28 protein-coding genes (1 of these 28 only partly in view) are annotated in these 25,832 nt (G+C 38.6%); 15 read left to right on the forward strand and 13 right to left on the reverse strand.

The genetic code is table 11. The features are described 5' to 3' along the window. Nucleotides 1–4: 4 nt before the first annotated feature. Genes CIT02_RS08820 through CIT02_RS08835 form a run of 4 tightly spaced genes read right to left on the reverse strand, consistent with a single transcriptional unit; the run spans nucleotide 5 to nucleotide 6,369 of the window. A complete protein-coding gene (locus tag CIT02_RS08820; RefSeq protein ID WP_292611663.1) occupies nucleotides 5–3,064 on the reverse strand; it encodes a type I restriction endonuclease subunit R in 3,060 nt (1,019 codons plus the stop codon). Beyond that, nucleotides 3,061–4,353: a restriction endonuclease subunit S gene (locus CIT02_RS08825; protein ID WP_292611665.1), complete on the reverse strand. Its 1,293-nt coding sequence runs from the start codon at nucleotides 4,351–4,353 to the stop codon at nucleotides 3,061–3,063. The genes CIT02_RS08820 and CIT02_RS08825 overlap by 4 nt, the downstream gene beginning before the upstream one ends. A gap of 5 nt (nucleotides 4,354–4,358) precedes the next feature. Beyond that, nucleotides 4,359–4,859 (reverse strand): hypothetical protein, encoded by a 501-nt coding sequence (locus CIT02_RS08830; RefSeq protein ID WP_292611667.1) that lies wholly within the window; start codon nucleotides 4,857–4,859, stop codon nucleotides 4,359–4,361. Continuing rightward, nucleotides 4,849–6,369 (reverse strand): class I SAM-dependent DNA methyltransferase, encoded by a 1,521-nt coding sequence (locus CIT02_RS08835; protein WP_292611669.1) that lies wholly within the window; start codon nucleotides 6,367–6,369, stop codon nucleotides 4,849–4,851. Before CIT02_RS08835 ends, CIT02_RS08830 begins: the two co-directional genes overlap by 11 nt. Nucleotides 6,370–6,744: 375 nt before the next feature. On the opposite strand from CIT02_RS08835, the gene CIT02_RS08840 reads away from it, so the two are divergent. The 4 genes from CIT02_RS08840 (at nucleotide 6,745) to CIT02_RS08855 (ending at nucleotide 9,598) form a co-directional block, all read left to right on the forward strand. Then, nucleotides 6,745–6,966: a hypothetical protein gene (locus CIT02_RS08840; RefSeq protein ID WP_292611671.1), complete on the forward strand. Its 222-nt coding sequence runs from the start codon at nucleotides 6,745–6,747 to the stop codon at nucleotides 6,964–6,966. 4 nt (nucleotides 6,967–6,970) lie between these two features. Then, nucleotides 6,971–7,183, forward strand: a complete 213-nt coding sequence (locus CIT02_RS08845) for a hypothetical protein (protein WP_292611673.1) — start codon at nucleotides 6,971–6,973, stop codon at nucleotides 7,181–7,183. A gap of 95 nt (nucleotides 7,184–7,278) precedes the next feature. Continuing rightward, on the forward strand, nucleotides 7,279–7,536 hold the full coding sequence (locus CIT02_RS08850) for a hypothetical protein (RefSeq protein ID WP_292611675.1): 258 nt from the start codon (nucleotides 7,279–7,281) through the stop codon (nucleotides 7,534–7,536). Beyond that, nucleotides 7,511–9,598 (forward strand): hypothetical protein, encoded by a 2,088-nt coding sequence (locus tag CIT02_RS08855; RefSeq protein WP_292611677.1) that lies wholly within the window; start codon nucleotides 7,511–7,513, stop codon nucleotides 9,596–9,598. The genes CIT02_RS08850 and CIT02_RS08855 overlap by 26 nt, the downstream gene beginning before the upstream one ends. 330 nt (nucleotides 9,599–9,928) lie before the next feature. Here CIT02_RS08855 and CIT02_RS08860 read toward each other — a convergent pair whose 3' ends face one another. The 6 genes from CIT02_RS08860 to CIT02_RS08885 all read right to left on the reverse strand — a co-directional run bounded on the left by CIT02_RS08860 (nucleotide 9,929) and on the right by CIT02_RS08885 (nucleotide 14,017). Further along, nucleotides 9,929–10,321 carry a hypothetical protein gene (locus CIT02_RS08860; protein ID WP_292611679.1) on the reverse strand — a complete coding sequence of 131 codons (393 nt, stop codon included), beginning with the start codon at nucleotides 10,319–10,321 and terminating at the stop codon, nucleotides 9,929–9,931. 20 nt (nucleotides 10,322–10,341) lie between these two features. Then, nucleotides 10,342–10,548, reverse strand: coding sequence for a hypothetical protein (locus CIT02_RS08865; RefSeq protein ID WP_292611681.1), 207 nt, complete (start codon nucleotides 10,546–10,548; stop codon nucleotides 10,342–10,344). A gap of 30 nt (nucleotides 10,549–10,578) precedes the next feature. Further along, nucleotides 10,579–10,884, reverse strand: coding sequence for a hypothetical protein (locus CIT02_RS08870; protein ID WP_292611683.1), 306 nt, complete (start codon nucleotides 10,882–10,884; stop codon nucleotides 10,579–10,581). A gap of 36 nt (nucleotides 10,885–10,920) precedes the next feature. Then, nucleotides 10,921–11,733, reverse strand: coding sequence for an ArdC family protein (locus tag CIT02_RS08875; RefSeq protein WP_292611685.1), 813 nt, complete (start codon nucleotides 11,731–11,733; stop codon nucleotides 10,921–10,923). 256 nt (nucleotides 11,734–11,989) lie between these two features. Beyond that, a complete protein-coding gene (locus CIT02_RS08880) occupies nucleotides 11,990–13,324 on the reverse strand; it encodes a site-specific integrase (protein WP_292611687.1) in 1,335 nt (444 codons plus the stop codon). A 264-nt stretch (nucleotides 13,325–13,588) separates the two neighbouring features. After that, the gene (locus CIT02_RS08885; RefSeq protein WP_292611689.1) at nucleotides 13,589–14,017 is read right to left on the reverse strand and encodes a hypothetical protein; all 429 of its coding nucleotides are present in this window, start codon (nucleotides 14,015–14,017) and stop codon (nucleotides 13,589–13,591) included. A gap of 275 nt (nucleotides 14,018–14,292) precedes the next feature. Here CIT02_RS08885 and CIT02_RS08890 point away from each other — a divergent pair, with 275 nt between their 5' ends. From CIT02_RS08890 to CIT02_RS08910, 5 genes are all read left to right on the forward strand, one after another. After that, nucleotides 14,293–17,319 (forward strand): PAS domain S-box protein, encoded by a 3,027-nt coding sequence (locus CIT02_RS08890; RefSeq protein ID WP_292611691.1) that lies wholly within the window; start codon nucleotides 14,293–14,295, stop codon nucleotides 17,317–17,319. A gap of 48 nt (nucleotides 17,320–17,367) precedes the next feature. Further along, the gene (locus CIT02_RS08895; RefSeq protein ID WP_292611692.1) at nucleotides 17,368–17,847 is read left to right on the forward strand and encodes a pyridoxamine 5'-phosphate oxidase family protein; all 480 of its coding nucleotides are present in this window, start codon (nucleotides 17,368–17,370) and stop codon (nucleotides 17,845–17,847) included. Nucleotides 17,848–17,887: 40 nt separating this feature from the next. Then, the gene (locus CIT02_RS08900; RefSeq protein ID WP_292611693.1) at nucleotides 17,888–18,103 is read left to right on the forward strand and encodes a hypothetical protein; all 216 of its coding nucleotides are present in this window, start codon (nucleotides 17,888–17,890) and stop codon (nucleotides 18,101–18,103) included. 91 nt (nucleotides 18,104–18,194) lie between these two features. Continuing rightward, a complete protein-coding gene (locus tag CIT02_RS08905; RefSeq protein ID WP_292611695.1) occupies nucleotides 18,195–19,010 on the forward strand; it encodes an Fpg/Nei family DNA glycosylase in 816 nt (271 codons plus the stop codon). A gap of 86 nt (nucleotides 19,011–19,096) precedes the next feature. Beyond that, the gene (locus tag CIT02_RS08910; protein WP_292611697.1) at nucleotides 19,097–19,753 is read left to right on the forward strand and encodes a DUF5612 domain-containing protein; all 657 of its coding nucleotides are present in this window, start codon (nucleotides 19,097–19,099) and stop codon (nucleotides 19,751–19,753) included. A gap of 125 nt (nucleotides 19,754–19,878) precedes the next feature. Here the strand turns inward: CIT02_RS08910 and CIT02_RS08915 are convergent, their stop codons facing one another. Then, nucleotides 19,879–20,160: a hypothetical protein gene (locus CIT02_RS08915; protein ID WP_292611698.1), complete on the reverse strand. Its 282-nt coding sequence runs from the start codon at nucleotides 20,158–20,160 to the stop codon at nucleotides 19,879–19,881. 145 nt (nucleotides 20,161–20,305) lie between these two features. Between CIT02_RS08915 and CIT02_RS08920 the strand changes: the two genes are divergently transcribed. Both CIT02_RS08920 and CIT02_RS08925 read left to right on the forward strand, forming a co-directional pair. Next, nucleotides 20,306–20,812 (forward strand): DUF6448 family protein, encoded by a 507-nt coding sequence (locus tag CIT02_RS08920; RefSeq protein WP_292611700.1) that lies wholly within the window; start codon nucleotides 20,306–20,308, stop codon nucleotides 20,810–20,812. Between the two features lie 105 nt (nucleotides 20,813–20,917). Beyond that, complete coding sequence (locus tag CIT02_RS08925; protein WP_023992894.1) at nucleotides 20,918–21,241, forward strand: cupin domain-containing protein; 324 nt, start codon at nucleotides 20,918–20,920, stop codon at nucleotides 21,239–21,241. A 148-nt stretch (nucleotides 21,242–21,389) separates the two neighbouring features. Here CIT02_RS08925 and CIT02_RS08930 read toward each other — a convergent pair whose 3' ends face one another. Together CIT02_RS08930 and CIT02_RS08935 are read right to left on the reverse strand one after the other, a co-directional pair. Then, a complete protein-coding gene (locus CIT02_RS08930; RefSeq protein WP_292611704.1) occupies nucleotides 21,390–22,676 on the reverse strand; it encodes a homoserine dehydrogenase in 1,287 nt (428 codons plus the stop codon). Nucleotides 22,677–22,823: 147 nt separating this feature from the next. Beyond that, nucleotides 22,824–23,849 carry a DNA polymerase subunit beta gene (locus CIT02_RS08935; protein WP_292611706.1) on the reverse strand — a complete coding sequence of 342 codons (1,026 nt, stop codon included), beginning with the start codon at nucleotides 23,847–23,849 and terminating at the stop codon, nucleotides 22,824–22,826. A 33-nt stretch (nucleotides 23,850–23,882) separates the two neighbouring features. Between CIT02_RS08935 and CIT02_RS08940 the strand changes: the two genes are divergently transcribed. The 4 genes from CIT02_RS08940 to CIT02_RS08955 form a co-directional block, all read left to right on the forward strand. After that, a complete protein-coding gene (locus tag CIT02_RS08940; RefSeq protein ID WP_292611707.1) occupies nucleotides 23,883–24,260 on the forward strand; it encodes a PPC domain-containing DNA-binding protein in 378 nt (125 codons plus the stop codon). A gap of 171 nt (nucleotides 24,261–24,431) precedes the next feature. Next, on the forward strand, nucleotides 24,432–25,004 hold the full coding sequence (locus tag CIT02_RS08945; protein WP_292611710.1) for a DUF366 family protein: 573 nt from the start codon (nucleotides 24,432–24,434) through the stop codon (nucleotides 25,002–25,004). 121 nt (nucleotides 25,005–25,125) lie between these two features. Beyond that, nucleotides 25,126–25,602 (forward strand): 6-carboxytetrahydropterin synthase, encoded by a 477-nt coding sequence (locus CIT02_RS08950; RefSeq protein ID WP_292611712.1) that lies wholly within the window; start codon nucleotides 25,126–25,128, stop codon nucleotides 25,600–25,602. A 46-nt stretch (nucleotides 25,603–25,648) separates the two neighbouring features. Then, nucleotides 25,649–25,832, forward strand: the start of a protein-coding gene (locus tag CIT02_RS08955) for a 7-carboxy-7-deazaguanine synthase QueE (protein WP_292614948.1). It continues 485 nt past the right edge of the window; the window shows 184 of its 669 coding nt (coding positions 1–184); the start codon lies at nucleotides 25,649–25,651; its stop codon lies off the right edge, out of view.

Raw genomic sequence — 25,832 nt, forward strand, 5'->3', positions numbered from 1 at the left:
TCAATTAAATTTTTGCCCATTCCTCACAAACTCGATTAGCCTGTTCCAATACAGTTTTTACTGCTAGTTTTTCTTTGTCTGGAGGGTATCCGTATTGTCTCAGTATTTTTTTTACTGCTACTCTCATTTGTGCCTGCACACTTTCTCTTAAAGTCCAATCAATCGTTATATTGCTCTTTATAGCTTTGACTAAGTCCATAGCTATCTCTCTTAGTACATCATCACCTAAAACCTTCACTGCACTATCATTAACACCAAGAGCATCATAAAAGGCGAGTTCGTATTCTGTGAGTCCTAAATCGTCCCCTCTATTTTGTGCTTCCCTCATCTTCTTAGCCATTTCGATAAGCTCTTCGATGACTGATATGGCATCAATGTTGCGTTTATGGTAGTCATGAATGGTTTTCTCAAGCATATCCTTGAACGAACGTGCTTCAATAACATTTTTACGAGAAATACTTTTTATTTCATCGTTTAGGAGTCTTTTGAGTAGTTCAGCAGCAGTATTTTTATGTTCCATGTCTTTAACTTCTAAGAGAAACTCATCTGAGAGTATGGATATGTCTGGTTTTTTAAGTCCGGCTAATTGGAAGAGGTCTAAGACTTCATCTGATACTAAGGCTGTGGATAGGATCTGCTGGATAGCCATATCAACATCTTCCACCTGTTCTCCGGGTGGGGATGTGACCTTGACTATGTAGTTTTTTACAGCTTTAAAAAAAGCTAAATCATCCCTTATTCGCATAGCTTGGGGGTGTGGTACTGCTAAAGAGAACGCCTTGGACAATTCATTCACATATTTTAAGCAACGTTTTTTACCATCCTCTTGGACTAAAACAAAGTCAGCTCCATCGCGCATAAGCTTTAATTTCTCTCCAGTAGTTGCTTTATAGAATCCTTTGTAATAGAATCCATGGAATAATCCAGTTACTATTTCATATTTCTCCATCATTATTGCAACAGCTTGTTCTTGGTCGAATGCTATTTCTCCACGACCTCCACCTTCAGTGTACTGAGATAAAGCTTTTTTAAGTTCGGTAGCAATTCCAAGGTAATCAACAATAAGGCCACCTTCTTTGTCCTTATATACTCTGTTTACCCTAGCTATTGTCTGCATAAGTCCATGTCCCTGCATGGGTTTGTCTATGTACATGGTGTGTAAGCTGGGTACATCGAAACCAGTGAGCCACATATCTCTTACGATTACTAGCTTTATTGGTGAGCTGGGATCCCTGAAAGTATCTCCCAATTGTTTTCTTCGTGGCTTGTTGCGTATATGTGGTTGCCAGTCCAAGGGATCAGTAGCGCTGCCCGTCATGACTACTTTTAAAAAGCCGTGCATGTCATCATCGTTATGCCATTCAGGTCTGAGCTTGATAATTTCTTTGTATAATTCTATGCATATGCGGCGGCTCATACATACAACCATACCTTTGCCTTCTTGTGCTTTGAATCTGGCTTCAAAATGGTTCACTAAATCTTTAGCTACTCGTTTGATACGGGTTTCACTTCCAACAATAGCTTCCATTCTAGCCCATTTACTTTTAAGCTTTTCCTGACTCTCCATTTCCTGGCCTTCAGTAATAAAGTCAAATTGAGGGTCTATATGTGGTTTTTCCTCTTCTTTCAGGTCTAGTTTAACCAGTCTGTTCTCGTAATAGATGCGGACAGTAGCTCCATCTTCAACAGCCTGTTCAATATCATATATGTCTATGTAGTTACCAAATACTGCAACTGTGTTCTTGTCTCCACGTTCAAGAGGTGTGCCTGTAAAACCAATAAATGAGGCATTTGGTAGAGCATCTCTCATGTGTCTGGCTAATCCATCTATGAAGTCGTATTGTGAACGGTGTGCCTCATCAGCTATTACTACAATATTCCTCCGTTCGGATAGTGTCGGATATTCAGTTCCTTTTTCTGGAAGGAATTTTTGGATGGTTGTGAATACAATGCCCCCACTAGCAACTTGTAATAATTCCTGAAGATTTTCTCTGCTATCTGCTTGTACAGGTTCCTGCCTTAAAACATTCTGTGAAGCTTTGAAAGTACCAAATAATTGATCGTCTAAATCATTCCTATCGGTTAAAACCACTAAAGTTGGATTATCCATTTCCAAAACTAATTTACCAGCATAAAAAGCCATTATAAGACTCTTACCTGAACCCTGAGTGTGCCAAACTACCCCACATCTTCGATCCCCTTCAAGACTAGCTGCCTCAATTGTGGCTCCTACAGCCTTATTAACAGCATGATACTGATGATAAGCAGCGAGTTTTTTCTTTATAGTAGCTTCAGCATCATCGTAAACAATAAAATGACGTAGAATATCTAACAAGACTTGCTTGTTTAACATACCTCTAATGAGCACTTCCATTTCCAACATAGTTAACAATGCATCTTTTTCTCCTTCGATAGTCTTCCATGGCATGAAACGCTGATAATCACTGGTTAATGTACCTGCACGAGCTTCCATTCCATCACTTATCATTAATATTTCATTGAAATGGAATAGAGAGGGGATCTGGGATTGGTAGGTCTGGAGCTGTTGGTATGCCTTACTAAGAGTAGCCTTCTCATCTGCAGGATTCTTAAGCTCAATAACAACTAAAGGTAGGCCATTAACAAAAAGAATTATATCAGGACGGCGGTTATTATCATTCTCTATGATTGTGAACTGATTAATTGCTAAAAAATCGTTATTCTCTGGGGTTTGGAAGTCAAAAAGCCAAACTTTATCATGTATTATTCTGCCATCTTTGCGGTATTCGATGGTGATTCCATCGGTTAGGAGCTGATGAAAGTTTAGATTGTTTGTGAGCAGGTCTGGGCTGTCTGTCCTGATTACTTTTTTCACTGCTTCTTCTTTGGCTGTGGGCGGAATATCTGGGTTTAAACGATATATAATATCTCTCAATCTTTCAGTTATGACCACGTCACTGTAGAGTTCCCTCATAGGGCTTGGGCCATCAGGTGAGATGTTTGGGCCGTGTAGGATTTCGTATCCAAGTTCTTCGAGGATCTCCAAGGCTTCCTGTTCTACCATATCCTCGTTTATCCCTTTCATTTTCCGTTGGCCTCCTCAGGAACATTTACTACTATCTTACCAAACATGAGCTTAGGAAGGAGAGAGTCACGAATTTTGGTTAGATTATCGTTTTCTAAGACCAAATTTTCTATTTGTTTCTCCATGGGGCTTACAAATTCATTGAACTGTTTATCAAGCTCTTCATTAGGCACAATAACATTTAAATCGTCTAAATCTTTACGAGTAATAGCATTAAATACAGTTCCGCTGCCTATAGAATCTTCCTCGGTGAAAATATTCTTTAATTGATATAATAAGAATGATTGAAAGTCTTTTTTATGTCTGATAGCACTGAGGCCCCTTCCGATCACCATTTTTGACTTAGCAATATTTATTCTGCCTACAGGGGCTCTTACGCTGAATAAAATATCCCCATATCCTGCAATTTTATTTTCAAGGGTGCAGTAAATTTTATCTTTTGGAAATCGTTCTCTAAAATTGGTAACTCCCTGGTGGAATGGTAAACCTTCACATTCTTCATTATAGAATTCAGATTTGGGAGATTGGCCCATTGTGATATTACAAGTATCTTTTAACTTTTTGACACTCCAACCTACTGGAATTTCCCCCAACTCAGAATCCACCATATCTCCGCCACTAGACTTATACGGCTGTCCGTTCTCGTCGGGGAATTCAAAGTGGACAAACCAGTACCTGAATACCGCTTGGCTGATTTCCTCAAGGGTATGGTTCATATGGTTGTTGAGTTGGATTTTTTGGTCCAATGAAGATAATATAAAGGAAATCTTTTTTTGTTGATCCAACGGAGGAATAGGAAGTGTCATTAATTTTATGTCTTTTTGATTAATTGCTGGTTGAGCAGATGCAGCACTAGCATTTATTAAGTAATGTTGGGCTTGTTTTGTTAATAAGAAATAAAATAGGAAATAATTATCAATTTTCACGTTTTTTAAAACAACACAATTTGGATTCAGAGTTGCTTCTCCAATTTCTTCCCTTATTATTGCAACCTTTCCAATAGTATTTCCAACTTTTACAATCAGAATATCATGTTTATTTAATTTAATTTCTGGAGATTCTTCGTATTTTTCTCTTGAAATGAAGACAGGTTTAGATAAGTCTATCTCATTATTCTTAGAAATTTGGGTAGCTCCTAAAACTAATGGTCCTGATAAACTTAAATCATTTTTTGTGTATCCTCTCCACCCTATTCTTCCTTTAACAGTTGAAACATCATTAATATTTCCTGTTTCCCAGTCCTCAGGAATCAATCCAATTTCGGTTTCTTGGAATTTTTCAGGTAGCATTATATTCAAATCTCCATTAATTCTCCATTCTCATACCAATGATAGAGTGGAGGTTTTTTAAAATTGCTCTTTACATAAAAAATAATGTGCAAACCAAAAGAATACTCAAATTGGTCAGAAGTGAATGTTTTAAGTTTTCGCTGGTCAAATTCCATATTTATTCTGTTTCGGAACTTCTTTTTTACTTCAATAACAAGTAAATTTTTTCTCTCGTTCCTTTGATGAATTATAATGTCAGGAAAAACAGTCTTTGCATCAGTATCATCAGACTTGGTATCTTCAACAGGAAAACGCATCCTTTTTGGATCTTGTGAGTCCCCATTCACCATCCGATTGTATTCACAATCAACATTCCACTCTTTAAATTCCTGTTGCAAATATTCAGCGAGTTTATGAGTTATGGAACGTTCATTGGCATTTTCGTTTAATAAACAAGAATCAAAATCCATTAACTTATTTATAGAAGATATAACTTTTCTCTGTAAGATATCAAAACTATAATTCATACCCCAACCCACCAAGATTAGCTTTAATCTCTTTCTCCAGCTTCTCAGACTTCTCGAACTGTTTTTTTAACTCAGAAGTAAGTCTTCTCATCTTTTCCTTAAACTCTTCCGGGTCTTCCTCTTCCTCAGCGAACCCAACATATCGTCCTGGTGTAAGTATGTAGTCGTGTTTTTTTACATCATCTATGTTCACTGACTTGCAGAAGCCACGGACATCTTCGTATTCTCCACCTTCACCACGCCAACTATGATATACATTAGTTATCTCTTGCACAGCTTCATCTGTTAACTCACGATGAGTACGGTCTGCCATGTGTCCCATCTTCCTGGCATCAATAAATAGTATTTCACCCTTTCGATTACGGAAGTTGCTATTGGATCTGTCTCTGCTTAAGAACCATAAACATGCAGGTATTCCAGTGTTGTAAAATAATTGTGATGGTAGAGCCACCATGCAATCAACAAGATCTGCTTCAACGATTTTTTGTCGTATTTTCCCTTCCTGTCCTCCTGCGGACATTGAACCATTAGCTAAGACAAAACCTGCTATTCCTGTGGGTGATAAGTGGTGGATGAAGTGTTGTACCCATGCGAAGTTTGCATTTCTTTTAGGTGGGATTCCATACTTCCATCTTGCATCGTTTTCTAATAGGTCTGCTTTCCAATCTTTATCGTTGAATGGTGGATTAGCCAGGATGTAATCTGATTTTAGGTCTCGGTGTTTGTCTTCAGTGAAAGTGTCGCCCCATTGGATGTTGGAGTCAATACCCCTAATAGCCAAGTTAATTTTACACAATCGCCAAGTTGTCTGGTTAGATTCTTGTCCGTAGATGGCTATATCTCCTAATTTTCCTTCATGAGCTTCGACAAACTTTTCACTCTGTACAAACATTCCTCCAGAACCACAGCATGGATCGTAAATTCGTCCAGAAAAGGGTTCTATCATTTCTACCAGGATTTTAACGATACTACGTGGAGTATAAAATTGTCCACCCTTTTTTCCTTCGGCATTGGCGAATTGTCCCAGGAAATATTCATACACTCGTCCTAGAATGTCTTTACTTTTGCTTTCTTTGTCTCCGAGTCCTATAGTGCCTATTAAATCTATTATTCCACCTAGGCTTTGTTTATCTAGAGCTTCCCTTGCATAGTCTTTTGGTAAAACTCCTTTGAGGTTGGGGTTGTCTTTTTCTATTGCATCCATGGCATCATCAATAAGTTTACCAATGTCTGGCTGTTTGGCATGGTCCTGTAAGTAATCCCACCGAGCTTCAGGTGGCACCCAAAAAACGTTTAGAGCTATGTATTCGTCTTTGTCTTCAGCATCTGCATATTCATCCGCTTCTAATCCTGCATGAACTTCTAAGAATGCATCTGAAATATATTTCAAAAAAATAAGACCTAAAACCACGTGTTTGTACTCTGCAGCGTCCATATTGTTTCTTAGTTTGTCTGCGGATTGCCATAGTTTCTCTTCGAATCCTAAGTTCGCCCCATTGTTTTTTGCCATGATGATTACAACCTTCCAATAATACTATAAATCTTGTTTTTCACCACAAACAATAAATTTTTCTATTTAATCATTTACAAAGCGGAGTTTACACCAACTCTACTGAAATATTGATACAAAAAGGGTTTAACTCGCTTACTCATTTATTTACATATTTTTTTATGCATGAATTTAGGTTTAGAAAGATGTGCGAGGTGTGCGTATATTGTGTCGGTGGGATAGATGCATTCGATCTTTTTGGCATACTTTGAATTGTTAGTTTTTATGGATAGGGGTTTTTAGTTTTTGATTTTGGATTTAACGTTAACTAATGTCGGTATCTTTAATACAACCCGAATATGACGTCTATACAACAAACGTGTAGGGCGTGAAATAATGACAAGAAAGTATACAGAAGCCAAATTATTGAGTTTAAGTAAAAAAGAAAGAGAAAAACTTGAGGAAATCAAAAATAAAGTCTCTGAAACGGGAGGCGAAGTGAGTATAAACCAGCTTCTAAGAGATGGAATTGAGTTACTCTACAATTATAAAGAGAAGATAATTGAGCGTTATACTCCTAAATCTTTGAGAAATTTAATTGAAATTGACAGGAGGTGAAAATATGAATGACAAAATAATATTAATCGAGGTTATTGCAGATAAACTAGAACAGAGTTTAATTGAACAGGATTTTTACTTAGAGCTGTATTATTGCAATGATCTATCTCCATTTGAAAAAGAGATGTTTTTTGATTTTAAAAGGTCTCAACAAGAAGCTTTGAATTATACAAAAAAAATTCAAAGTGTAGTAGAGTCTCTTAAAAAGAATAACTAAAATAGTGGAATGGTATTGTGTAGTGCAACTTTTTTTAACTTAACCCCTCATTTTGCATTACACATACATTTCCATTTAATTTTAATGGAATGAATATGATAGTTAAAATTGGAACTAAAAAGGCAGGTTCATATATAGATTTTATTAAGCATAATCCATGTGAGATCTTAGAAATTCTGTCTAAAGGATTTAACAATTCTAAAGCAGTCTATGTTGCTGCTGTGATGGGTGAACAGGGTTACAATATCACTGATTTTAATATTTGTACTGAAAATATTGGTAAGAGAGAACCGTTAGCTGTTTTGAAGATTGAGATGAGGGCTAATAATGGTAGCAAAGTTAAATTTGGCTGAGATGTTTAAGTATGGATTGTTTCAGGATCCAATAATTCTTGGGGATAATTTGGAAGAAGTGCGCAATTACATTCATAATTTCAAGTTAGAATCATCAGGGATAGATATTTTGTCTTTTCAGCCAGGTGTAGGTAAAACTCATCATACAAATGAGTTATTGAAGAAGATGAATAGTTATTTGCTTGTAACAGGTTCACATAAACTTTTAAAAGGCGAGTATTCTGCTTTAAGAGCTAAATATTGGCAAGGTTTCCCTGAAAAATGTAAGGAATATAAAGGACAAGTTCAGAAATTGGACTCGTATGGAGTTTCTATAAAAACAATATGTCAGATCCAAAGTTGTGATAGAAGAACATGTCCTTACTGGAAACAATTCAATACCAAAAAAGCTATAGCTCCCTATCATTTTTTAACCTCCGATAGAGTATTGAATAAGGAAGGTAAGTATAAATTTGATATGTTGCTTGTTGATGAAGCAATGGAGTATGGAACTGAATACACTTTAAAAGAAGAATCTTTAAACGAATCCATTCAAGCAATGGGTAAATATGAGAATGTTAAATTTTTAGAAGAGGTGGATTGGGGTGCTGATTTATTAGATTATTTACAGGAGAATATCAAACTAATTAATCGTAAAAAGTACAGTTCCTTAAATGGTGCGATAAGGGGGAAACAGTGGGATGATGTTAAGAAAATAGCAAAATTTAGACCATATAATCTTATTAAGTACTATTACTATCACACTATCTATGGCAATAGTTCCTGTTACTATGAGCCCTTATTATATACTGTGTTTGACCTCGCAAGGCAAAAATTACCAATTATCATGCTTGATGCAAGTTTTGATGTTAAAGCCTATGAGGTGACACTTGCTAGGTATAATTTTGAGCATAAAAACAAACCCAGAGATCCATTCATTAACCAACCACTTGGTCCCATCACTGATTTATTAACAAGGTCATATGACAGCAACATCAGAGACAAACACAAAACTATCTACAGAATGGATAAAAACAATTATTACTACAAAACAGGCATTTGGGATTTCAATAACAAAAAACTAACTGAAAATGGTAAAAAAACAGAAAAAGAACTTAAATCGTTTATAAATAAAATTAAACGCAAATACCATCATGTTGGAATAATCACATACCAAGATCTAGAACCATTATTTGAGGGTTTAGGTAAAACTGAGCATTTTTTTAATCTTAGAGGGTCAAATAAGTTAAAAAACGTTGATGCACTTTTCATTATAGGAACACCCCAAAAAAAAGTATCAGGCATATTAAAAGGATACAATAAGCTTTGTCTAACAGATTTTACTGAAGAATCAATTTACAAACCCATATATAAAATCCAAGATGGAATGAATTGTATTTATCATGAATACGTTGATTGTTACGGTAAACACGAACATTGGGATTGTAATAGTGGCGATGGATATAGAGAAAAGAAACCCGTTTCATATAGATTTAAAGGCGACTACGAAGATTGGTATCATGAAGAACTCCGAAAACAACGTGAGGCAGGAGAAATAGATTTAGAATTATGGTATAAATTTTCTGAGTATGCTCAAAACCAGGATGAAAGTGAAAAATACCAAGCTATTCACAGAGCTAGACCATTCCTAAAAGATAATCCAATTATATATGTTTTTGGAGACATCCCAGAAAAAATTAAACAAGAATTCACTATTGTTTCATATGATAAAGATAATACTAGAATTCATTTCTCAAGGGACTATAGAGGTGTTTACCCACTAGCTTTGGGCGTTGCAATTAGTGAATATTATTATAACACTGGATCAACATCAGCAGAGATAGCAAAAGAATTCAGGTTGTATAAAAGAGATAATAAAAAAAGTTACAATACACCTTTCATAACAAAGATTATAAAGGAGATAACACCCCATAATTTACGTACAATTGATAAACTATTAAAAGAAGACATATCTCTAACTCCTGCGGCAATTAAAAGAAGACACCCTAATATAAACATTGACCGTGAAATGATTGAAGACTTTATTTTTTATGCAAAGGGTGCTGCATTTATCCGCATGTGAAAAAACTTAAGAAAATGAAAATTGTTTAAAATAATTTATTTTCATAAAAAAGCCCTTATTGCTCCTCATTGAAGTTGATTTTTGTAAGTAATGTGAATAATCTTAAGATGGGTAAAAATGAGCTAGTCAAACAGGAATTTTTAAGGTCTTAAATCGAAAAATAAAGGCTCTAAATCAATTTCCAAAAACACATTACACTATATTATATTATAGTTAATAGTTAATCTCACCCTCAAACACAAAAATCGTTATATGCGTTTAATATGCCTATAAAAGTACATATACTCATATATGCTCGTATAAATCAACATATAAAAAAATAAATAGTTATTAACCCCCATATGTTGCTACAATCCGTTCAAATTGATTTTTTTCTTGTTCTAAGATTAAAATTACATCTTTCATTAAGTTAAATGCAATTTCTTCCTTTGTCATCTCTTTGTAGTCTTTTTTGAATTTGATAAGGATTTCCATGTCATTATTATTGTAGTAGAAATCCTGATCTCCTACAAATTGTAGCGCCACCGCACCTTTAATTAAGGCTTTAACTATGGGAAGGAATTTTTCCTTAGTTTCATCCGGTAATTCATTTTCATTATGTTTTCCCCCAACAATATCTTTCATTCTATCCGTATAATAATCACTGAATACAGAATATCCTTCTAAAAATTTGTCGTAATTTCTAAATCCAGGTATTTCATTATCCTTTTCGTTAGTAGTCATTTTTTCACCGTGCAATAATGTTATTTTGCTATTATTAAAAATCCTCCTGCTAACAATGCGATTATGAAAATCCATGATAATGGATTTAGCGCAATAAAGACGATCAACCCTACCCCTACAGAAATTACAAGAGCTAAACCATAAAAAAGAACTATGAAACCGAAAAAACCAAGGATAAATATTCCAATTGCATTACCAAATAGATCTATAATTACTTCTAAAAACATTATATCACCTCTAAAAAAATAAATACCAGCTTAGTTTGCTGGCTTTTCTGGGACAGTTTTTGAATATTGGAAAATAGAATCTAAACAGATTGGACAAAGTCCAATGGTTCTGTATTCCCACTCCATAGTTTTATTCCTGATTCTAAATTTATTGCCACATAATTGGCAAGTTTCAAGCCTCATTGGTGAGGAATGAAATCTCTCTTTAATTTCATAAGCCCAAGGAATACTGCAGAATGCTAATGATGCTATTAAGCCACCAATATCACCAATAACAAAAGAAATGCTCACTATGAGGCCAGTTAAACCAATACCAAACCTTATATCTTCATCCATTTTTCATCACCTTTTATGTTATTTTCAAAAAATGGATTAAGAGAGACTTTCAATCTCCCTTATTATTGCTTCTGCAGTGGATACGACTTTTTTACCTCTTCCACGGAGCTCTTCAGTTCCCATGGACCATGAGCGGATATAATATTTGGACTTATCGTTCTGCATGCCGAGATATTTTGATACAATATAAGAAACAGCTTCAGCTTCTATTTCTTTCACTGCTTTATCTAATTTAATCCCAGTTGAGATATGGAGCTTGTAGTGAGCAACCTCATGTATTAAACTAGCCACCATAGCGGCTTCATTATCCTTTGGAGCAACTAAAATGCGTTCTTTATTTACATTGCCATTGCTCGTCGCCGAATACTTGACAACAACAGGCAATGGGCTTATCTGCTTTATTTTATCAAATGAAATATCACCTTTAACCTTGTCCGGATGCCCGAATTCAAGGTTTTCACCTTCAGTCTGGTTTACATCAAAGACATTCACATATTTGAACCCCTTAACAATGTACATGTCTTCATCTGTATCTTTATCCTTCACTTTCCTTTTTAATGGAGCTAAAATTCTTATAGCTTTTTCACCTTTGCATACAGTTCTACCGAGCTTTTGCCAATTCTTAAATCCACTCAACATACTTACTTGAGGATACTGCGCCCATGCGAGGATGACATTCCCGATGCTGTATTCATGTAGATTCAGGTTAGAGCTCCAAAGACTAATAAACTCATTTACTGCATCTATATCTTGAGAGAATGCTTGATCAATTATTTCATCAAGTTTTTCACTCAAAAACGAACTCAATTCAGTTCCTCTTTTCTCTTGTGGTATTTCAAATCTATCCATCGAATCACTCCTATTTTTTTATTAATTCACAAGGAGTGGATAGAAAGAATAAAAGCAACTATCAACCTATTCATACATGGATAGATGGATTTAAAATGGAAAGAAGGTACGGAAACATCTTCGAAGCGATGTAGTGGGGTAGGTGGTTCTTTTGTGGGTGAGGATTTTCAAAGCCACGGAATAAGGTACCCTAAAATAGTACTGGGGAAATCACATAATGTAATAAAAAATAATAAAAGAGTAAGATATTATGTAATCATTTTTCTATTTGTTTTTTAAGTTCATCCCATTCTGCATCGGTTATATGATTAAAATCGTCTGGATTTTCTTTTAAACGTTTTCCAACTTTATTTATAAAATTTTTAATTACTTCTACATCTTCATCCGATTTTAATTCAATGTTAGATTCTACATCATCCATTCGGCCTGTTAGTTCATTTACCGTAGCTTCCAAACTCTGAATTTTAAGATCCTTTTCATTCAGTTCTGACTGCCTTTTAAGGTCTTTTTCCTTCATTTCCTTCATTTCTTTCTTGATTTTAGTATACTCTTCACTGGTATAATCTTTTACACTAATTTCGTCTATCGAAAGAAATTCAAGAACATCTAAGTATCTTTTTTTGAGTTCTTCCGGGTCTGCTTTCCAATATGCCTGTTTATTTCTATCAATTTTGTGACCAACAAGATAATCAGCCAAAACATGATCTCCAGTTTTATTGATTATTGTAGAAATGAAATATTTCCTAAGCCCATGACTACGCCAGAATGCATAAGCCCCTTTTTCATTGGTTTTAAACCCTAATTTTTTCCCTATTCTATTAAAATTACTTGAAACATTATGTTTAGTTAGAGGTTCACCATCATGGTTAACGAAAAGTTCTTTATTTATGTTCGATATTCTGATTTTTTCATTTCGCCCATAAGACCTTTCTTTTAGATAATAAATGATATTTCTTGATACTTCTGGGGGAATAAAAGTATGATATCTATAATGTACCTTTTTTCTAGTAATTAATAAACTTAAAATAACATCATTAAGTTTTTCTTCATTTTTAAATAACTCTTCTACGGTATCTATTTTTTCATTAAGTGCCACACTTGTTGCATCCAAAATTTTCCTTATTGTTAAATTCCTCATTTCGGCTTGGGACATCCCGGTGAGTGCCATTAAGTATATTATTGTTTTGTCACGTATAGGGGAAATTTCAATCATTTTTTGGATTTCTTCTCGTTTTAGTAACCTTCCTTCATTTTTCTCTAAACAGAGGTCATTACCTTTAGTAGTTACATCTGGAACTTGAATTCCATTGTATTTGTAAAATGATTTAGCAGCGCTCAAATATACTTTAATAGTTTGTGGGGCTTTACCACTATCTTTAAGATGTTTTCTAAATTGTGGTAAGTAAAAATCAATATTTCTATCTGCCATTCGTGGGATTTGATTCTCTTCATACACAGCTTCTTCTTTTAATTCTTCTGGGGTCTTACCAATTAATTCACAATAATGTTTGAGACCTAAACGGTATAAAGATTCTGTAGATTCGGGATAATCTCCTTTTACAAACCATTTCTCAACTGGATCCGGTTTCATAGTTTTATTATTTCTTTTTTAATATATAAAATTATGGTTAAGTTAACCAGTTGGTAGAATAACGTTCGTTAGTCTCATACTATTAAGGTTGTCTTCATGGTATATAAAACTAACGTTCGTTCGTAACTAGATTCTAAAAATGTCAGAAAATAAAAAACGTAATCCTTCTTAAAAACTTAAAGTACAAGTTTATCCAGCGAAATTCTTCTTTTCCAGAATTATATCTATTGTTTTGCCTTTTTTTAAAGAAGTAAAAAAAATAAATTATTCTGGGGGGAAAACTTCAAAGAATAATTCTCTAAACTCACCCATTAATTCTTTAGGGAATTTTAAACCAACACATATTATTAGAACCCCGGTTCCAACTGTTCCTTCTTCACTGTTGGGGTCGTCTATTAATTCTTCATCAAAAACCAGATTTACCCTGGACTTTTCCTGAAGGAAATCCCACAGTGTTTCTTTTTCAGGGTTTTTACCGGATGCATTGATTTTATTACGGAGTGCTAGCTGTAGAAATTGCTCCCAATCTTCATATGCGCAAAATTCAATCCACACTGACCCTTTATAATCAATACATGAATTACAGGTTTCAATTTCCCAGTGAAAGAAGTTTTTAATAATATCCCCTATTCCTTCATCTACCAGGATATAAAAATCATCATCAACTTTAAGCTCTACCTGTTTATGTCCCATACAATCCCTCCTATTGGGTATACTTTATTTATTGTTTATTTTCTGAACAAAAAATAAGTAGTTATCACCATGGCGGTGGAAATAAATATGAGGGTGAAGGCTAACTTGGTTTATATATCTTTAAAGTACCCCCTCCGTTTCCTTTAAGAACAGTGTAGTGCAGGGCAAGTTGGTGGCACCGATTATCATACTATCATGGCGGCATTCCCACTTATCAAATTAAAATAAAAAAATTATATGTTGGTACCAACAAAACCAATTTTGAGGTTGGAATATTGACTGATAAAATTCTCCTGGTGGAAGATGAGAGTGTAGAGGCCACAGATACTAAGCATACACTGGAAAAAATGGGTTATGATGTTGTTTACATAGCTTCTAGAGGGAGAGAAGCTGTGGAAAAGATTTCCGAGCTCCAGCCGGATCTTATTCTAATGGATATTAGGCTAAAAGATGATATCAGTGGCATTGATGTGGTTGCTATGATCAAAGATCTAGGCATACCAGTTATTTTTTTAACGACACAGTCTGAAGAGTCTAACCTTGAAAAAGTCAAATTAACTGAACCATACGGTTACATAATAAAACCTTACGATGTTACTGAACTGAAATATGTCATAGAACTGGTTCTTTACAAAGATAGAATGGAAAAGAAATTAAAAACCAGTACTGAGTTCACTAATGCCCTTATAGAAGCTTCCAATGACATGTTTTTAATTGATCCTTCGGGGGTGATATTAAAGGCAAACGATGCAACTTCACGCCGGTTCAACGTTACCCCGGATGAACTGATAGGTAAGCCTTTAAGTCTATTCCTGCCGGAGAATATATTCCAGAATCGATGGGAACACCTGAAAGAAGCCATCAAAACCAGGGAAGTAGTGGAATTTGAAGATGAACGGGACGAAAAATACTTCCACCACCGTATATTCCCCCTAGTGGAAGAGGGGGAAGTGCAGAAGCTGGCAGTTTTCTTTCAGGAAATAACAGAACGCAAATCCTATGAACGAGAATTGATAAAAAATTCTCTGCACCTTAAAAAGGCTCAAGAACTGGGTCATATGGGTAGCTGGGATTGGGATATGGCAACTGGAGTTTTAAACTGTTCTGAAGAAATTTACAGGATATTGGGTGTGGATGAAACATTCCAGCCCACCTTTGAAAATATCGATGCCCAGATCCACCCTGATGACCGGGAGCAGTGTATTCAAAAGAGGGAGGAGTTATTCCGCAGGGGTGGTAAATGTGAGTACGAATTCCGCATATTAAGGCCGGATGGTGAGATTAGGCATTTAAAACAGTCGATTCAGGTATTATTTGATACAAATACCAAGTCAGTAGTGGCATTTGGGATAATTCAGGATGTAACTGAAATTGAAAAATCAAAAATAGCCCTGGTGAAGAGTGAACAGAAGTACCGGGATATATTTGAAAATGCTACAGAGGGAATTTACCAGACCACCCCGGATGGTAAGATCATTAATGCTAATCCTGCCTTTGCTCGGGTATTTGGCTTCGATTCTCCGGAAGAACTGATAGAAAATGTTCAGGATATTCAAAACGATCTATACGCCCATCCTGAGGATCGGGATGAATTTAAAAGGCGCCTGGAAACTGAGGGGGAAGTTAAAGATTTTGAAGTGGAATTTTTCCAGCTAGATGGAACTCAGGCCTGGGCGCTGGTCAATGCCAAGGCAGTTAAAGGTGGAAAAGACCATAGTAAATATTATGAAGGCATGGTAGTGGATATAACCCGGTTAAAACAAGCGGAAAAAGCAGTGACAGAAAGTGAGGAAAAATACCGGAATGTAGTTGAACAATCCTACAACGGAGTGGTACTTTCCAATGAAGAAGGAAGGATCATTGAATGGAACAGTAGTATGGAGGAAATAACTGGCCTGGCTGAGAATGAAGTGCACGGGAAATATGTATCCACCATAATCCTCCAATCTTTACCTTCCACCTTTAGCGACCAGCGGGCTTCCCATTTAAAGGAGGATATAGACCGGATCTACCAGAATCAAGAACTGCCCCCTTACTTAAAAAAATTGGAATACTCTTTTCAACGGCCAGATGGCCATGAAATATTTGTTGAGGCCCTTAACTTCCCCTTTAAATCCGGGGGAAAATTTTTCATGTGCACCATTATCCGAGATATTTCCCGCCAGAAAATAGCCGAGGAAATGACCCAGGACCATTTACAAAAGCTTATCATATTGAACAAGATTGTTAACATTGCCAACAACGCCCAAAACATCCATGATCTATTTAAAGGTGTTTTAAATTCAACACTATATTTATTGGGCTTTGAAAGTGGCAGTATCTATTTGCTGGATGAAAATAAGGAATTTGCAGAATTGGAGTATTATGAAAATCTTCCCGAGGAATTCATAGAAAAAGTAGAGAAATTGGAGGTGGCTAAAGAACCCTATTCTTCAATTTACCTGGAGGGAAAGGCTTTTTACAATTATCTTAAGGTTAGGCCAGTTTTGAAGGAATTTGGCTTTAAAGCAGTGGCTGTAGTTCCCTTCTTTTCGGCTCAAAAGGTGATCGGATCCATACACGTGGTCAGCCGGGAAAAAAACAGTATAAGTAGCCTGGAAATGGATATCCTGGAGACCATAGGTATGGAAACCGGGACAGTAATTGCAAAGATGTATTCCGAAGCTGCAATCCGGGATTCCCTGGCAGAAAAAGAAGTTCTTTTAAAGGAAATCCATCACCGGGTTAAAAACAACATGCAGATCATCTCCAGCCTTCTGAACCTTCAGCTTCAACATGTACATGAGGAAGAAGCCAGTGATGTCCTGATTGAAAGCCAGGGACGGGTGAAGACCATGGCCATGATCCACGAAAAACTGTACCAGTCACCGGACCTGGCCCGGATCCGGTTCAAAGATTACATTCAAAAGCTGGCCTATGATATCCTATACACCTACGGTGTTAAGGCCGGGAGCATTGAACTGGAAATGGATATTGATAACATTGAACTGGGCATGGAAACCTCCATCCCCTGTGGCCTGATAATCAACGAACTGGTAACCAACAGTGTGAAATACGCGTTTCCAGACAGTAAAGGGACCATAAAGATCCAATTCAAGGGTCAGGATGAGCTGCAACTCACCATCAAGGATGATGGGATTGGTCTGCCCCGGGAAATAGACCTGGAACACACAGAAACACTGGGCCTCCAACTGGTTTTAAATTTGGTCAAACAGTTAAATGGAGAATTAACCATCAACCGGAGCCCGGGAACAGAATACATCATAAAATTCAAAGAATTACAGTATAGCAAAAGATTTTAACGGCCAGTCAACATTTTAATGGCTGCACACGCTCTTAGAGAGATTAGCATGAGAAAAAGTGATAAAGAGATCAAAGACCCGGAGTTAATCCAGGAAATATTAAACCAATCTGAAGTATGTCGGGTAGCTTTATGTGATGATGGAAAGCCCTACATAGTGCCCATGAACTTCGGTTACCAGGACCCGACTTTATATCTCCACTCAGCCACTCATGGCCGGAAAATTGATATTTTAAGGAAGAATAATAATCTCTGTTTCCAGGCGGATATTGAAACCGGGCTGGTTACCTCCAAAATCCCCTGTGATTGGGGAATGAGATACCTGAGCGTGATTGGTTCGGGTAAAGCCTATTTCCTCCATGATACTGCCGATAAAAAAGAAGCACTGGATGTGATCATGAACAAATACTCCCCGGGAACTTCATCCCGCCCTGAAAAAACCTTCCAATACTCGGATAAATCCCTGAGTAGTGTTATAATTATAAAAGTAGAAATAGAAGAAATAACTGGTAAAAAATCAGGATTTTGAATGTGTTCGTAAGATGTAATGATTGGGGAGTGGTGATAAAGTGGACCGGTACAGTAGAGGCTGGGAAAAACTTAAAGAAATTGATGGTGAAGCTGGAGAAGCAGTGGTGGAAAGTTTAAAGGATATAACTCCTGATCTGGCCATATATATCATTGAATTTTCCTTGGAAGACTCTACAGTAGAACCGGAACCAGTCTCCTGGAGAAGGAAATTGCGGTGGGGTACGCCGGGTTCCCGGCAGCTATCAATGGTATAAACACGGCCAAAGAGGTGTTTGACCACTGTAATTTAATAATTAAGTTAAATCCAATATTGTAAAGTTATAGTTTTTCTATGGGGACAAGTGAATGGCAGAATTACCAGAACTTTTGATCTTAAGCAAACAAATGGATGAACAACTGCAGTTAAAGGAATTTGTCGGTGGAGAGCTCCGCCAGGAGAAATCATTAAACCTATCTCCCGGAGAATTCCTGGAGACAGTAAGGGGTAAAAAGGTATTAAAAGTTTACAATAAGGGTAAATGGATTTTCATCCAGCTGTCTGATGATTATCATCTACTGCTGAACTTGGGCATGGGTGCTGACGTGCTCTACCACAAAGAGGGGCAGGAGATACCTGAAGAATACCAATGCCTCTTCCAGTTCACCGATGGTTCCTACTTCACCTCCAAATTCTGGTGGATTGGAAGGGCCGAACTCCTGCCGGATGAGGAATTACCTCAACATAAGGCCACTAAAGATATTGCCATCACTCCCCTGGACCCGGAATTCACCCCTGAATACTTAAAGAAGCTTTGCCAGGCCCGTTCCCAGATCAAGAACCTCATCTTGAACCAGAAGAAAATTGGAGGAATAGGGAACGTTTACATTCATGATATACTGTTCCGGGCAAAACTACACCCGCAGAAGGTGGCCAATACCATTGAATCAGTTAAAATTGACGATTTACACCACATAATCCAGGAAAACCTTAAAGAAGCCGTTGAATTAGGTGGGCTGGCCTATGAAAAGGATTTCTATGGCGAAAACAATGGATTCGGTACCGAACATTTCCTGGTGGCCTATAAAGAAGGTGAACCCTGTCCCGAATGCGGGGGCACCATTGAAAAGATCAAAACCGGGAGCACATCTTCCTATATCTGCCCTCTCTGTCAGAAATTGTAAATTACCACTTAACACCATGATCGATAGTTTAATTTAGAAAGTAAGCCAAACTAGAACTAGAGAATTCATAAGGAGATCCAAGTAAAATGGGCGAAATTGCCATAAATATCAAAGCTGTTAACCAGCCCGGAGTACTGCGGGACATAACCGAACTAACTGCCCAGTGCCAGATCAACATCACCTACACCCACATGTTCATTGAAGACAAATGCCATGCCTCCCTGTACATGGAACTAGAGGCCGTGGAAAATGTGGAAAAGCTAATAGAGAATATTGGGAAGCTGGAAGCGGTGAATAGTGTTGAAGAATGCCCCACACTCCAGGATGTCTTTGGTAAACGGATAATCATCACCGGTGGAGGAGCACAGGTGGCTATGGTTGCCCAGGGAGCCATAACCGAAGCTGACCGCCACAACATCCGGGGAGAACACATCAGTGTGGACACCATCCCCCTGGTGGGAGAAGAAGACCTTTCTGAGGCAGTTTCTGCCGTGGGAAGGCTGCCCCGAGTTGGTGCACTGGTCCTGGCCGGATCTTTAATGGGGGGTAAAATAACCCAGGCCATTGAAGAGATAAAAAAGGATCACGAGGTCATTGTTATCAGCCTAAACATGCCGGGCAGTGTGACGGAAAAGGCAGACCTAGTGGTCACCGACCCCATACAGGCGGGGGTTATGGCAGTAATGGCCGTGGCGGATACTGCCCTGTTTGACATTAAAAAACTGGGTCAGAATAAGTTTTAAGATAGGTTTTTGAATAAGGGGATTAAGAAAAAAATATTTTAAAGATCTCTAATAGAGATCTCCACTATTTTTTGAAAAATGAATGAATTTGAACTTTCGAGTTTATTTTGCAGTTATACTTTCGTTTAACTCATTTCTATGGCCCGAATAAGCCTACTTGCTTCGTTTTTAAGTTCAACGTCAGTGATATCGCCACTTTCCCTGACTTTCAGTGCTAACTGCAGGACCTGTGAAACATCACTTGGTTTGAGGTTTTCAGCCATGTCCAGATAGGTTTGTCCCTCTTTATCCTCAACAACCACATCTTTTTCGGCCATCATTTTCAATAAGCCTTTGCAGGTGCCCATAATACTGGTATCTTCCACATCTTCACATTTTTTAAGGAGTTCCTCAGTTTTTTTATCCATGGTATCACCGGTTATACTATGTTCCCACGTGATTTATAAATTATATTAATTCCGGTAAATCACGGCGGTGGATCATTTAATTACTATTTACCAACAAATATTATCCTGCCATAAATTCCAGAATTATTAAATATCTGAGGGTGAGATGATGACACTTCGCTGTGAGAATATGGATAGTCTGGTGGTCAAAGCGGCCGAGGAAGCCCTGGAAATGGAGAATGTTAATTACGTACTCCCCTACGTACGGGAGAAATATGAAGATGAACTGAAGGATGCTTTCGACCGAACCTGCCTGGTGAGGGAGTTATCGGGAGATGCGGCAGAACTGGCTGACTACTGGTTCTTTGAAACTGCGGTCCGCCTGAATCTAAAAGGCAGGGGAAAAGCCTACACTGGACTCCGACCTTCCCAGATCAATGAAGAACCAGTTATCATCATGACTAAACAGGCCATCAACACGGAAAACCTGGATACTCTCATGAACTTCATGTTAGACTCCATCAAAGAAGATATATGGTCCAGATTCGAGGATGTGATCACCAAGAAGGATTACGATGTTAACGATGTAGAGGATGCCCGGGATTACGTGGATTCACTCTTTAACTTCGTGGGTTACCTGCAGCATTTAATTGAATTCATGGAACTGGGCTAAGGAGTACTTTTTTGTTGAAATTATGGTAGAATTATTGAAATTGTGACCTTAGTTAAATTGTGAAATTTATAGTGATTTAAAATAATAACAATGGTAGGTGCAAAAATGACAGAAGAACTGAAGTCTGTGGTTATAAATGTGGAAGATCTGCTGGATTACCAGGAAGGAGCCGTTGTAAGCAGGGAGATAATCCGTAAGGAAACAGGAACTGTGACCATATTCGCCTTTGATAAAGGGGAAGGTTTAAGTGAACACTCTGCTCCCTTCGATGCCATGGTCCAGGTCATTGATGGAAAGGCAGAAATAACCATCTCCGGCACGAAACACCAGCTGGAAAGAGGGGACATGATCATCATGCCCGCCAATGAACCCCATGCCCTCCACGCCGTGGAAAGGTACAAGATGATATTGACCATGATCAAGTCCTGATCAAGGTCCAAGAATCATTTTCCTAATAATCTATCTCCTACCCTTTTTTTTATTATTATTTTAATTTAAGATTTTAAAAAAATAGAATAAAAAAGTTAAAAACCATGAAAAAAAATTATGGTTTTTAAGTTTGTAATGGTTTTTTTGTTTATTCCAGTAAGCGGATGAGGTTGGTATTGGCCTTCACCAAATCCATCTGGTCAATGAGTTTTATGGCTTCCTGCACATTTTTCTCCAGGGCCTGATGGGTCACCATGAATATAGGCACGGCCTCGCCCTCCGCAGCCTTTTTCTGACTCACAGATTCAATACTAATGTCCAGGTCACTTAAAACTCCGGATATGGAATGTAAAACTCCGGGCTGGTCTAGGGCAGTTATTCGCAGGTAGTACTTGGACTGCACATCAGAGATATCCTTAACCTGTTCCACCCGGGTCTCCCGGGGTCCATAGGCCACTGGTTTTTCCATATCCTGGATTATGTCCAGGCAATCGGCCACCACGGCACTGGCGGTGGGCATCATACCGGCTCCGGCTCCGTACATGAGTACTGGGCCCACCACATCACCTTCCAGGTACACGGCGTTGAACACATCGTTAACCGATGCCAGTAGGTGGGTTTCCGGGACCAGGGTGGGGTGCACCCTTATTTCCAGTTCACCGTCCTCTATTTTGGCGATGGCCAGTAGTTTAACCACGCTTCCCAGCTCATCCTGGGCGAACTGAATATCATCTGGAGTTATCCGGGTAATGCCTTCTACATGGAACTTTTCCTGTTCAACGTAAACTCCGAAGCCAAGTATGCTTAGTATAATGAGTTTTTGAGCAGTATCATGTCCTTCAATATCAAAGGTGGGGTCTGCTTCTGCGTAACCCATCTCCTGAGCTTCCTTAAGCACAGTATCAAAGTCAAGACCTTCAGCGGCCATTTTAGTGAGTATGTAATTGGCAGTTCCATTGATGATCCCGTAAATGGTTTCAATGTTGTTGGCCGCCAGCCCATCGTTGACTGGTGCCAGTAATGGTATGCCTCCACCAACACTAGCCTCAAATGATACTCTTACCTCGTTTTCCTGGGCGCTGGTGATTATTTCGTCCCAGTGCTTGGCTAAAAGGGCCTTGTTGGCGGTTACCACGTGTTTACCATTTTTCATGGCCTTCAGAATAAAACTCAGTGCCGGTTGGTATCCTCCCACCAGCTCAATAACAATGTCGATCTCCTCATCTTCCAGGATATCATCCACACTGGTGGAGAGCACTCCGGGCTGGACCTCCACACCACGGTCAGTGGTTATGTCCAGGTCCACTATCCTTTTGAGATTGACCTTTTTGTTAACCTTATTTTCTAATAATGGGAGGTTCTGGTTTAAAGTAGCTACCACGCCACTCCCAATGGTCCCAAAACCTATAAGTCCAATATTAACTGTTTCTTTCATTAAAAATACTTCCTGCTGCATTTATTTTCCTTAAATCCCAATTAATGCTTTTACTTAATTAATTTATTTTAGATCCTCTAATTTAACTTTTATTCCCGTAATTTTAAATTCCATCTGAATCACACTTTCAAATGATTTAATTCCGGTTTAAACTATTTTCAAGTCCTTTAATTTGACATATTCTCCCAATGATTCTCTGGTGGTCCCTACAATTAGGCGATAATGGGTTTTTTTACCCATGACCTTCTCCAGTTTTCCCCGGGCAAGGATCCTCTCCCCTTCTCTGGCTTGGCCAGAGTAGGTGTGGGTGTAGGAGGCCACTTCTCGTAGAGGGACATCAGGGCCTTCCAGTATCTGGACGTCTTCCAGCTGGTAAACTGCCGGGTTATCAAAGGCAGCCAGGGCATCAGAAACAGTGCCCTCAATGGCTATGGTTCCGCAGGGTTGGTAGGTCTCATTACCATAGGTCCCTTTGATCTCATTCCATTCTCTGGTGGCTAATATGTCGAACAGTGTCCCATCCACTACTCCTCGGTTATTTTTACGGTTCTCGTACCAGCAAAACTCATCATAACTAAGTGTACCATCCTTAATCCTCTTCGCATAAAGCTTAGCCCAATAACCGTCCTCAATAGCTTTTAATGGACTTTTAGGGTCATTCTTCATTGATTCGAATGTTTCCATGGCCTTCCGGTGATTTTTGAGGCCGTAAACAACGAAGTCAATATCAGAAACCCGGGGATCGTAGAGCTGGGGTAGTATGGATCCAGAAATACCCAGGTGTTTCAGCTTGATTCCCGCCTCATCCATGAAGGTTTCGGCTACCTTAACGACTTTAAGGAGCAGTTCATCGGGTGAAGAAAGTTCAACTATTTCCTGGAGACGATCCACTGGGCTTAAGATTTTTTCCACCCTATCACGGGGTGCACCCATCATTTTAACCCGGGTAACCTGGCAGTCAAAAAGGTAATCAGGATAATTCCTCTCTAAAAAAGTGTAAGCCTGCTGGGAGTCTACCTTGGTATACCGGGAGCCATTGAGGGATCTTTCCCCCTTAGGATCTGGAATATAACGCAGAAATGATTGTATTCGGTCATGGGGGTGTAGATAGGTAGTGGTGGCCAAGAAAAGATCATCCTTGGTGTAGATAAAGTCTCGGACTCTGGCTCGCATGAATTAATTTAATGCGGTGACCTATTATTAAATATGATAGTCCGAAGATTGGAACCAGAACAGGACTTAAAGAAAGCTCTGGAAGATATAAGGGATGTTGAAGACTTAAAATCAGGTATAATTCTGTGTATGGTGGGCAGCCTTCAAGATGCAGTTTTGAGAATGGCTGATGGAAGGGAAAAGGTTGTCAAGGGGCCCCTGGAGATAGTTTCGGCCACGGGAACCCTGGCCACCAACGGGGTTCACATCCACCTGGCAGTGGCGGATAAAGAGGGGGTGGTTACGGGAGGACACCTTAAAACTGGCTGTCTGATACACACCACCGCAGAGATCTGCATTGCCCCCTGTGACCTGGTTTTCCGGCGGGTGTTCGACCCGGTAACTGGTTACCGTGAACTGGAAACAGAGTAAATCTTAGGAAGGATGTCACCCGAGGTAGGTGAGGGCCAATATGGTAGTGATCCCCTAACCGGTAAGGTGATCCCCCAACAGTAAGGGGTTCCCCCAACATAGATTATGGGTCCACAAATTATATCCACTCTGGAGAATAATAGAATTCACCTAAAGATAGACCTGATTTTCATGAAACAAAAAACACTCAAAGCCGGACTGCTCTATGATGGAAGTCAAATACAGCCTATGTGGGCATTTCAGGAGTTGGGAATAAAGGGTTCCAGTATCGTGACCTGGATCGGCCCCATGGACATCCACTCCCAGGAGTTAATTGACTACGAGGATGTGGGGCTGGAGATCACCTCCTCGGAAATGGTTCACTTTATAATCGAGCACTTTGATGTGCAACCCGCAGATATCCGGATGTGTTACCACCGCCAAAGACTCCTGGTCATGATGGTTAAAGATTTACTGGAAGAAATAGGTATCAAAGCCCGTCGTGAGGGTGATGACCTCTATGTTGGCCAGGGGAAGCTCAGTGTATCCATTGCCACCTGTTCGGTGAGCAGTATGAAGATACACTTTGCCCTGAACCTGACCAGCCAGGGAACACCGGATGATGTGGAAACAGTGGGTTTAAAGGAATGCTCAACGGCATTAACCTTTGAAGATGTCCGGGAGCTATCAGAAAATATATCAAATAAGTATGCAAGGGAAATAGCCGATATAGAAGAGGACATATCCAAAACTCGAGTTTTTTAATCCGCTATATTTGGTTAAAAAGGCAGGTTCTGGTTATAAAATTCACTTAAGGAATAATTCACACTAATATAATGAAGTAACAACTAATATAAGGAAAATAACAGATTTAGAAGGTTTTTAAATGAAAATAGTTATCAATGGAATACACGCTAACTTAAGATTCGCCTCGGCCCACATGATCCCCTGCCACGAGTCCTGCGGGGGAATACATGGCCATTCCTACCATGTGGACGTCACCGTGGAAGGGGAACGCTGCGGGGAGTTCGGATTCGTGGCCGACTTTAAAACAGTCAAGGGAATAGTTCGGAAAATGTGCAAAGAACTGGATCACAAACTACTCATACCAGAAAACAGTAAAGAACTGGATTTTAAGAGTAAAAATCCGGTAGAATTTTCCATAGGTCCTAAAGAATATAAAATCCCCCGGGAAGACTGCTGTCTCCTTCCCCTGCCTTCCACCTCTGCTGAAGAACTCTCCGAGTACCTGGCCACTAGATTGTTCCAGGCACTTAAAGAAGAGGGAGATATTGAAAGTGTTTCGGTGTGTGTAAATGAGGGAATAGGCCAGGGAGCTTTTTTTACCAAAACTGCAGAGTAATGGGGGATTAAAAATAAAAAGCAGAATTTCCGAAGTTTTTTCAAGTATACAGGGCGAAGGGAAACTGATAGGCCGCAGACAGGTCTTTGTAAGGTTCACCGGATGTAACCTCAACTGCAACTACTGTGACACCTCCTTAAGCCGTGACCCTGGTTATGGTGAGGAAATAGACGTAGATTCCCTTTACCAAAAAATATCTGAACTTAAAACTCCAGATCTACATTCTATTT

Source organism: Methanobacterium sp. BAmetb5 (assembly GCF_003491305.1).
Taxonomy (GTDB): Archaea; Methanobacteriota; Methanobacteria; order Methanobacteriales; family Methanobacteriaceae; genus Methanobacterium.

Excerpts from the sequence above, each read along its gene's own strand:
- CIT02_RS08820 (WP_292611663.1), bottom strand. The coding sequence starts at position 3,064 with ATGAAAGGGATAAACGAGGATATGGTAGAACAGGAAGCCTTGGAGATC.
- CIT02_RS08825 (WP_292611665.1), bottom strand. The coding sequence starts at position 4,353 with ATGCTACCTGAAAAATTCCAAGAAACCGAAATTGGATTGATTCCTGAG.
- CIT02_RS08830 (WP_292611667.1), bottom strand. The coding sequence starts at position 4,859 with ATGAATTATAGTTTTGATATCTTACAGAGAAAAGTTATATCTTCTATA.
- CIT02_RS08835 (WP_292611669.1), bottom strand. The coding sequence starts at position 6,369 with ATGGCAAAAAACAATGGGGCGAACTTAGGATTCGAAGAGAAACTATGG.
- CIT02_RS08840 (WP_292611671.1), top strand. The coding sequence starts at position 6,745 with ATGACAAGAAAGTATACAGAAGCCAAATTATTGAGTTTAAGTAAAAAA.
- CIT02_RS08845 (WP_292611673.1), top strand. The coding sequence starts at position 6,971 with ATGAATGACAAAATAATATTAATCGAGGTTATTGCAGATAAACTAGAA.
- CIT02_RS08850 (WP_292611675.1), top strand. The coding sequence starts at position 7,279 with ATGATAGTTAAAATTGGAACTAAAAAGGCAGGTTCATATATAGATTTT.
- CIT02_RS08855 (WP_292611677.1), top strand. The coding sequence starts at position 7,511 with ATGGTAGCAAAGTTAAATTTGGCTGAGATGTTTAAGTATGGATTGTTT.
- CIT02_RS08860 (WP_292611679.1), bottom strand. The coding sequence starts at position 10,321 with ATGACTACTAACGAAAAGGATAATGAAATACCTGGATTTAGAAATTAC.
- CIT02_RS08865 (WP_292611681.1), bottom strand. The coding sequence starts at position 10,548 with ATGTTTTTAGAAGTAATTATAGATCTATTTGGTAATGCAATTGGAATA.
- CIT02_RS08870 (WP_292611683.1), bottom strand. The coding sequence starts at position 10,884 with ATGGATGAAGATATAAGGTTTGGTATTGGTTTAACTGGCCTCATAGTG.
- CIT02_RS08875 (WP_292611685.1), bottom strand. The coding sequence starts at position 11,733 with ATGGATAGATTTGAAATACCACAAGAGAAAAGAGGAACTGAATTGAGT.
- CIT02_RS08880 (WP_292611687.1), bottom strand. The coding sequence starts at position 13,324 with ATGAAACCGGATCCAGTTGAGAAATGGTTTGTAAAAGGAGATTATCCC.
- CIT02_RS08885 (WP_292611689.1), bottom strand. The coding sequence starts at position 14,017 with ATGGGACATAAACAGGTAGAGCTTAAAGTTGATGATGATTTTTATATC.
- CIT02_RS08895 (WP_292611692.1), top strand. The coding sequence starts at position 17,368 with ATGAGAAAAAGTGATAAAGAGATCAAAGACCCGGAGTTAATCCAGGAA.
- CIT02_RS08905 (WP_292611695.1), top strand. The coding sequence starts at position 18,195 with ATGGCAGAATTACCAGAACTTTTGATCTTAAGCAAACAAATGGATGAA.
- CIT02_RS08910 (WP_292611697.1), top strand. The coding sequence starts at position 19,097 with ATGGGCGAAATTGCCATAAATATCAAAGCTGTTAACCAGCCCGGAGTA.
- CIT02_RS08915 (WP_292611698.1), bottom strand. The coding sequence starts at position 20,160 with ATGGATAAAAAAACTGAGGAACTCCTTAAAAAATGTGAAGATGTGGAA.
- CIT02_RS08920 (WP_292611700.1), top strand. The coding sequence starts at position 20,306 with ATGATGACACTTCGCTGTGAGAATATGGATAGTCTGGTGGTCAAAGCG.
- CIT02_RS08925 (WP_023992894.1), top strand. The coding sequence starts at position 20,918 with ATGACAGAAGAACTGAAGTCTGTGGTTATAAATGTGGAAGATCTGCTG.
- CIT02_RS08930 (WP_292611704.1), bottom strand. The coding sequence starts at position 22,676 with ATGAAAGAAACAGTTAATATTGGACTTATAGGTTTTGGGACCATTGGG.
- CIT02_RS08935 (WP_292611706.1), bottom strand. The coding sequence starts at position 23,849 with ATGCGAGCCAGAGTCCGAGACTTTATCTACACCAAGGATGATCTTTTC.
- CIT02_RS08940 (WP_292611707.1), top strand. The coding sequence starts at position 23,883 with ATGATAGTCCGAAGATTGGAACCAGAACAGGACTTAAAGAAAGCTCTG.
- CIT02_RS08945 (WP_292611710.1), top strand. The coding sequence starts at position 24,432 with ATGAAACAAAAAACACTCAAAGCCGGACTGCTCTATGATGGAAGTCAA.
- CIT02_RS08950 (WP_292611712.1), top strand. The coding sequence starts at position 25,126 with ATGAAAATAGTTATCAATGGAATACACGCTAACTTAAGATTCGCCTCG.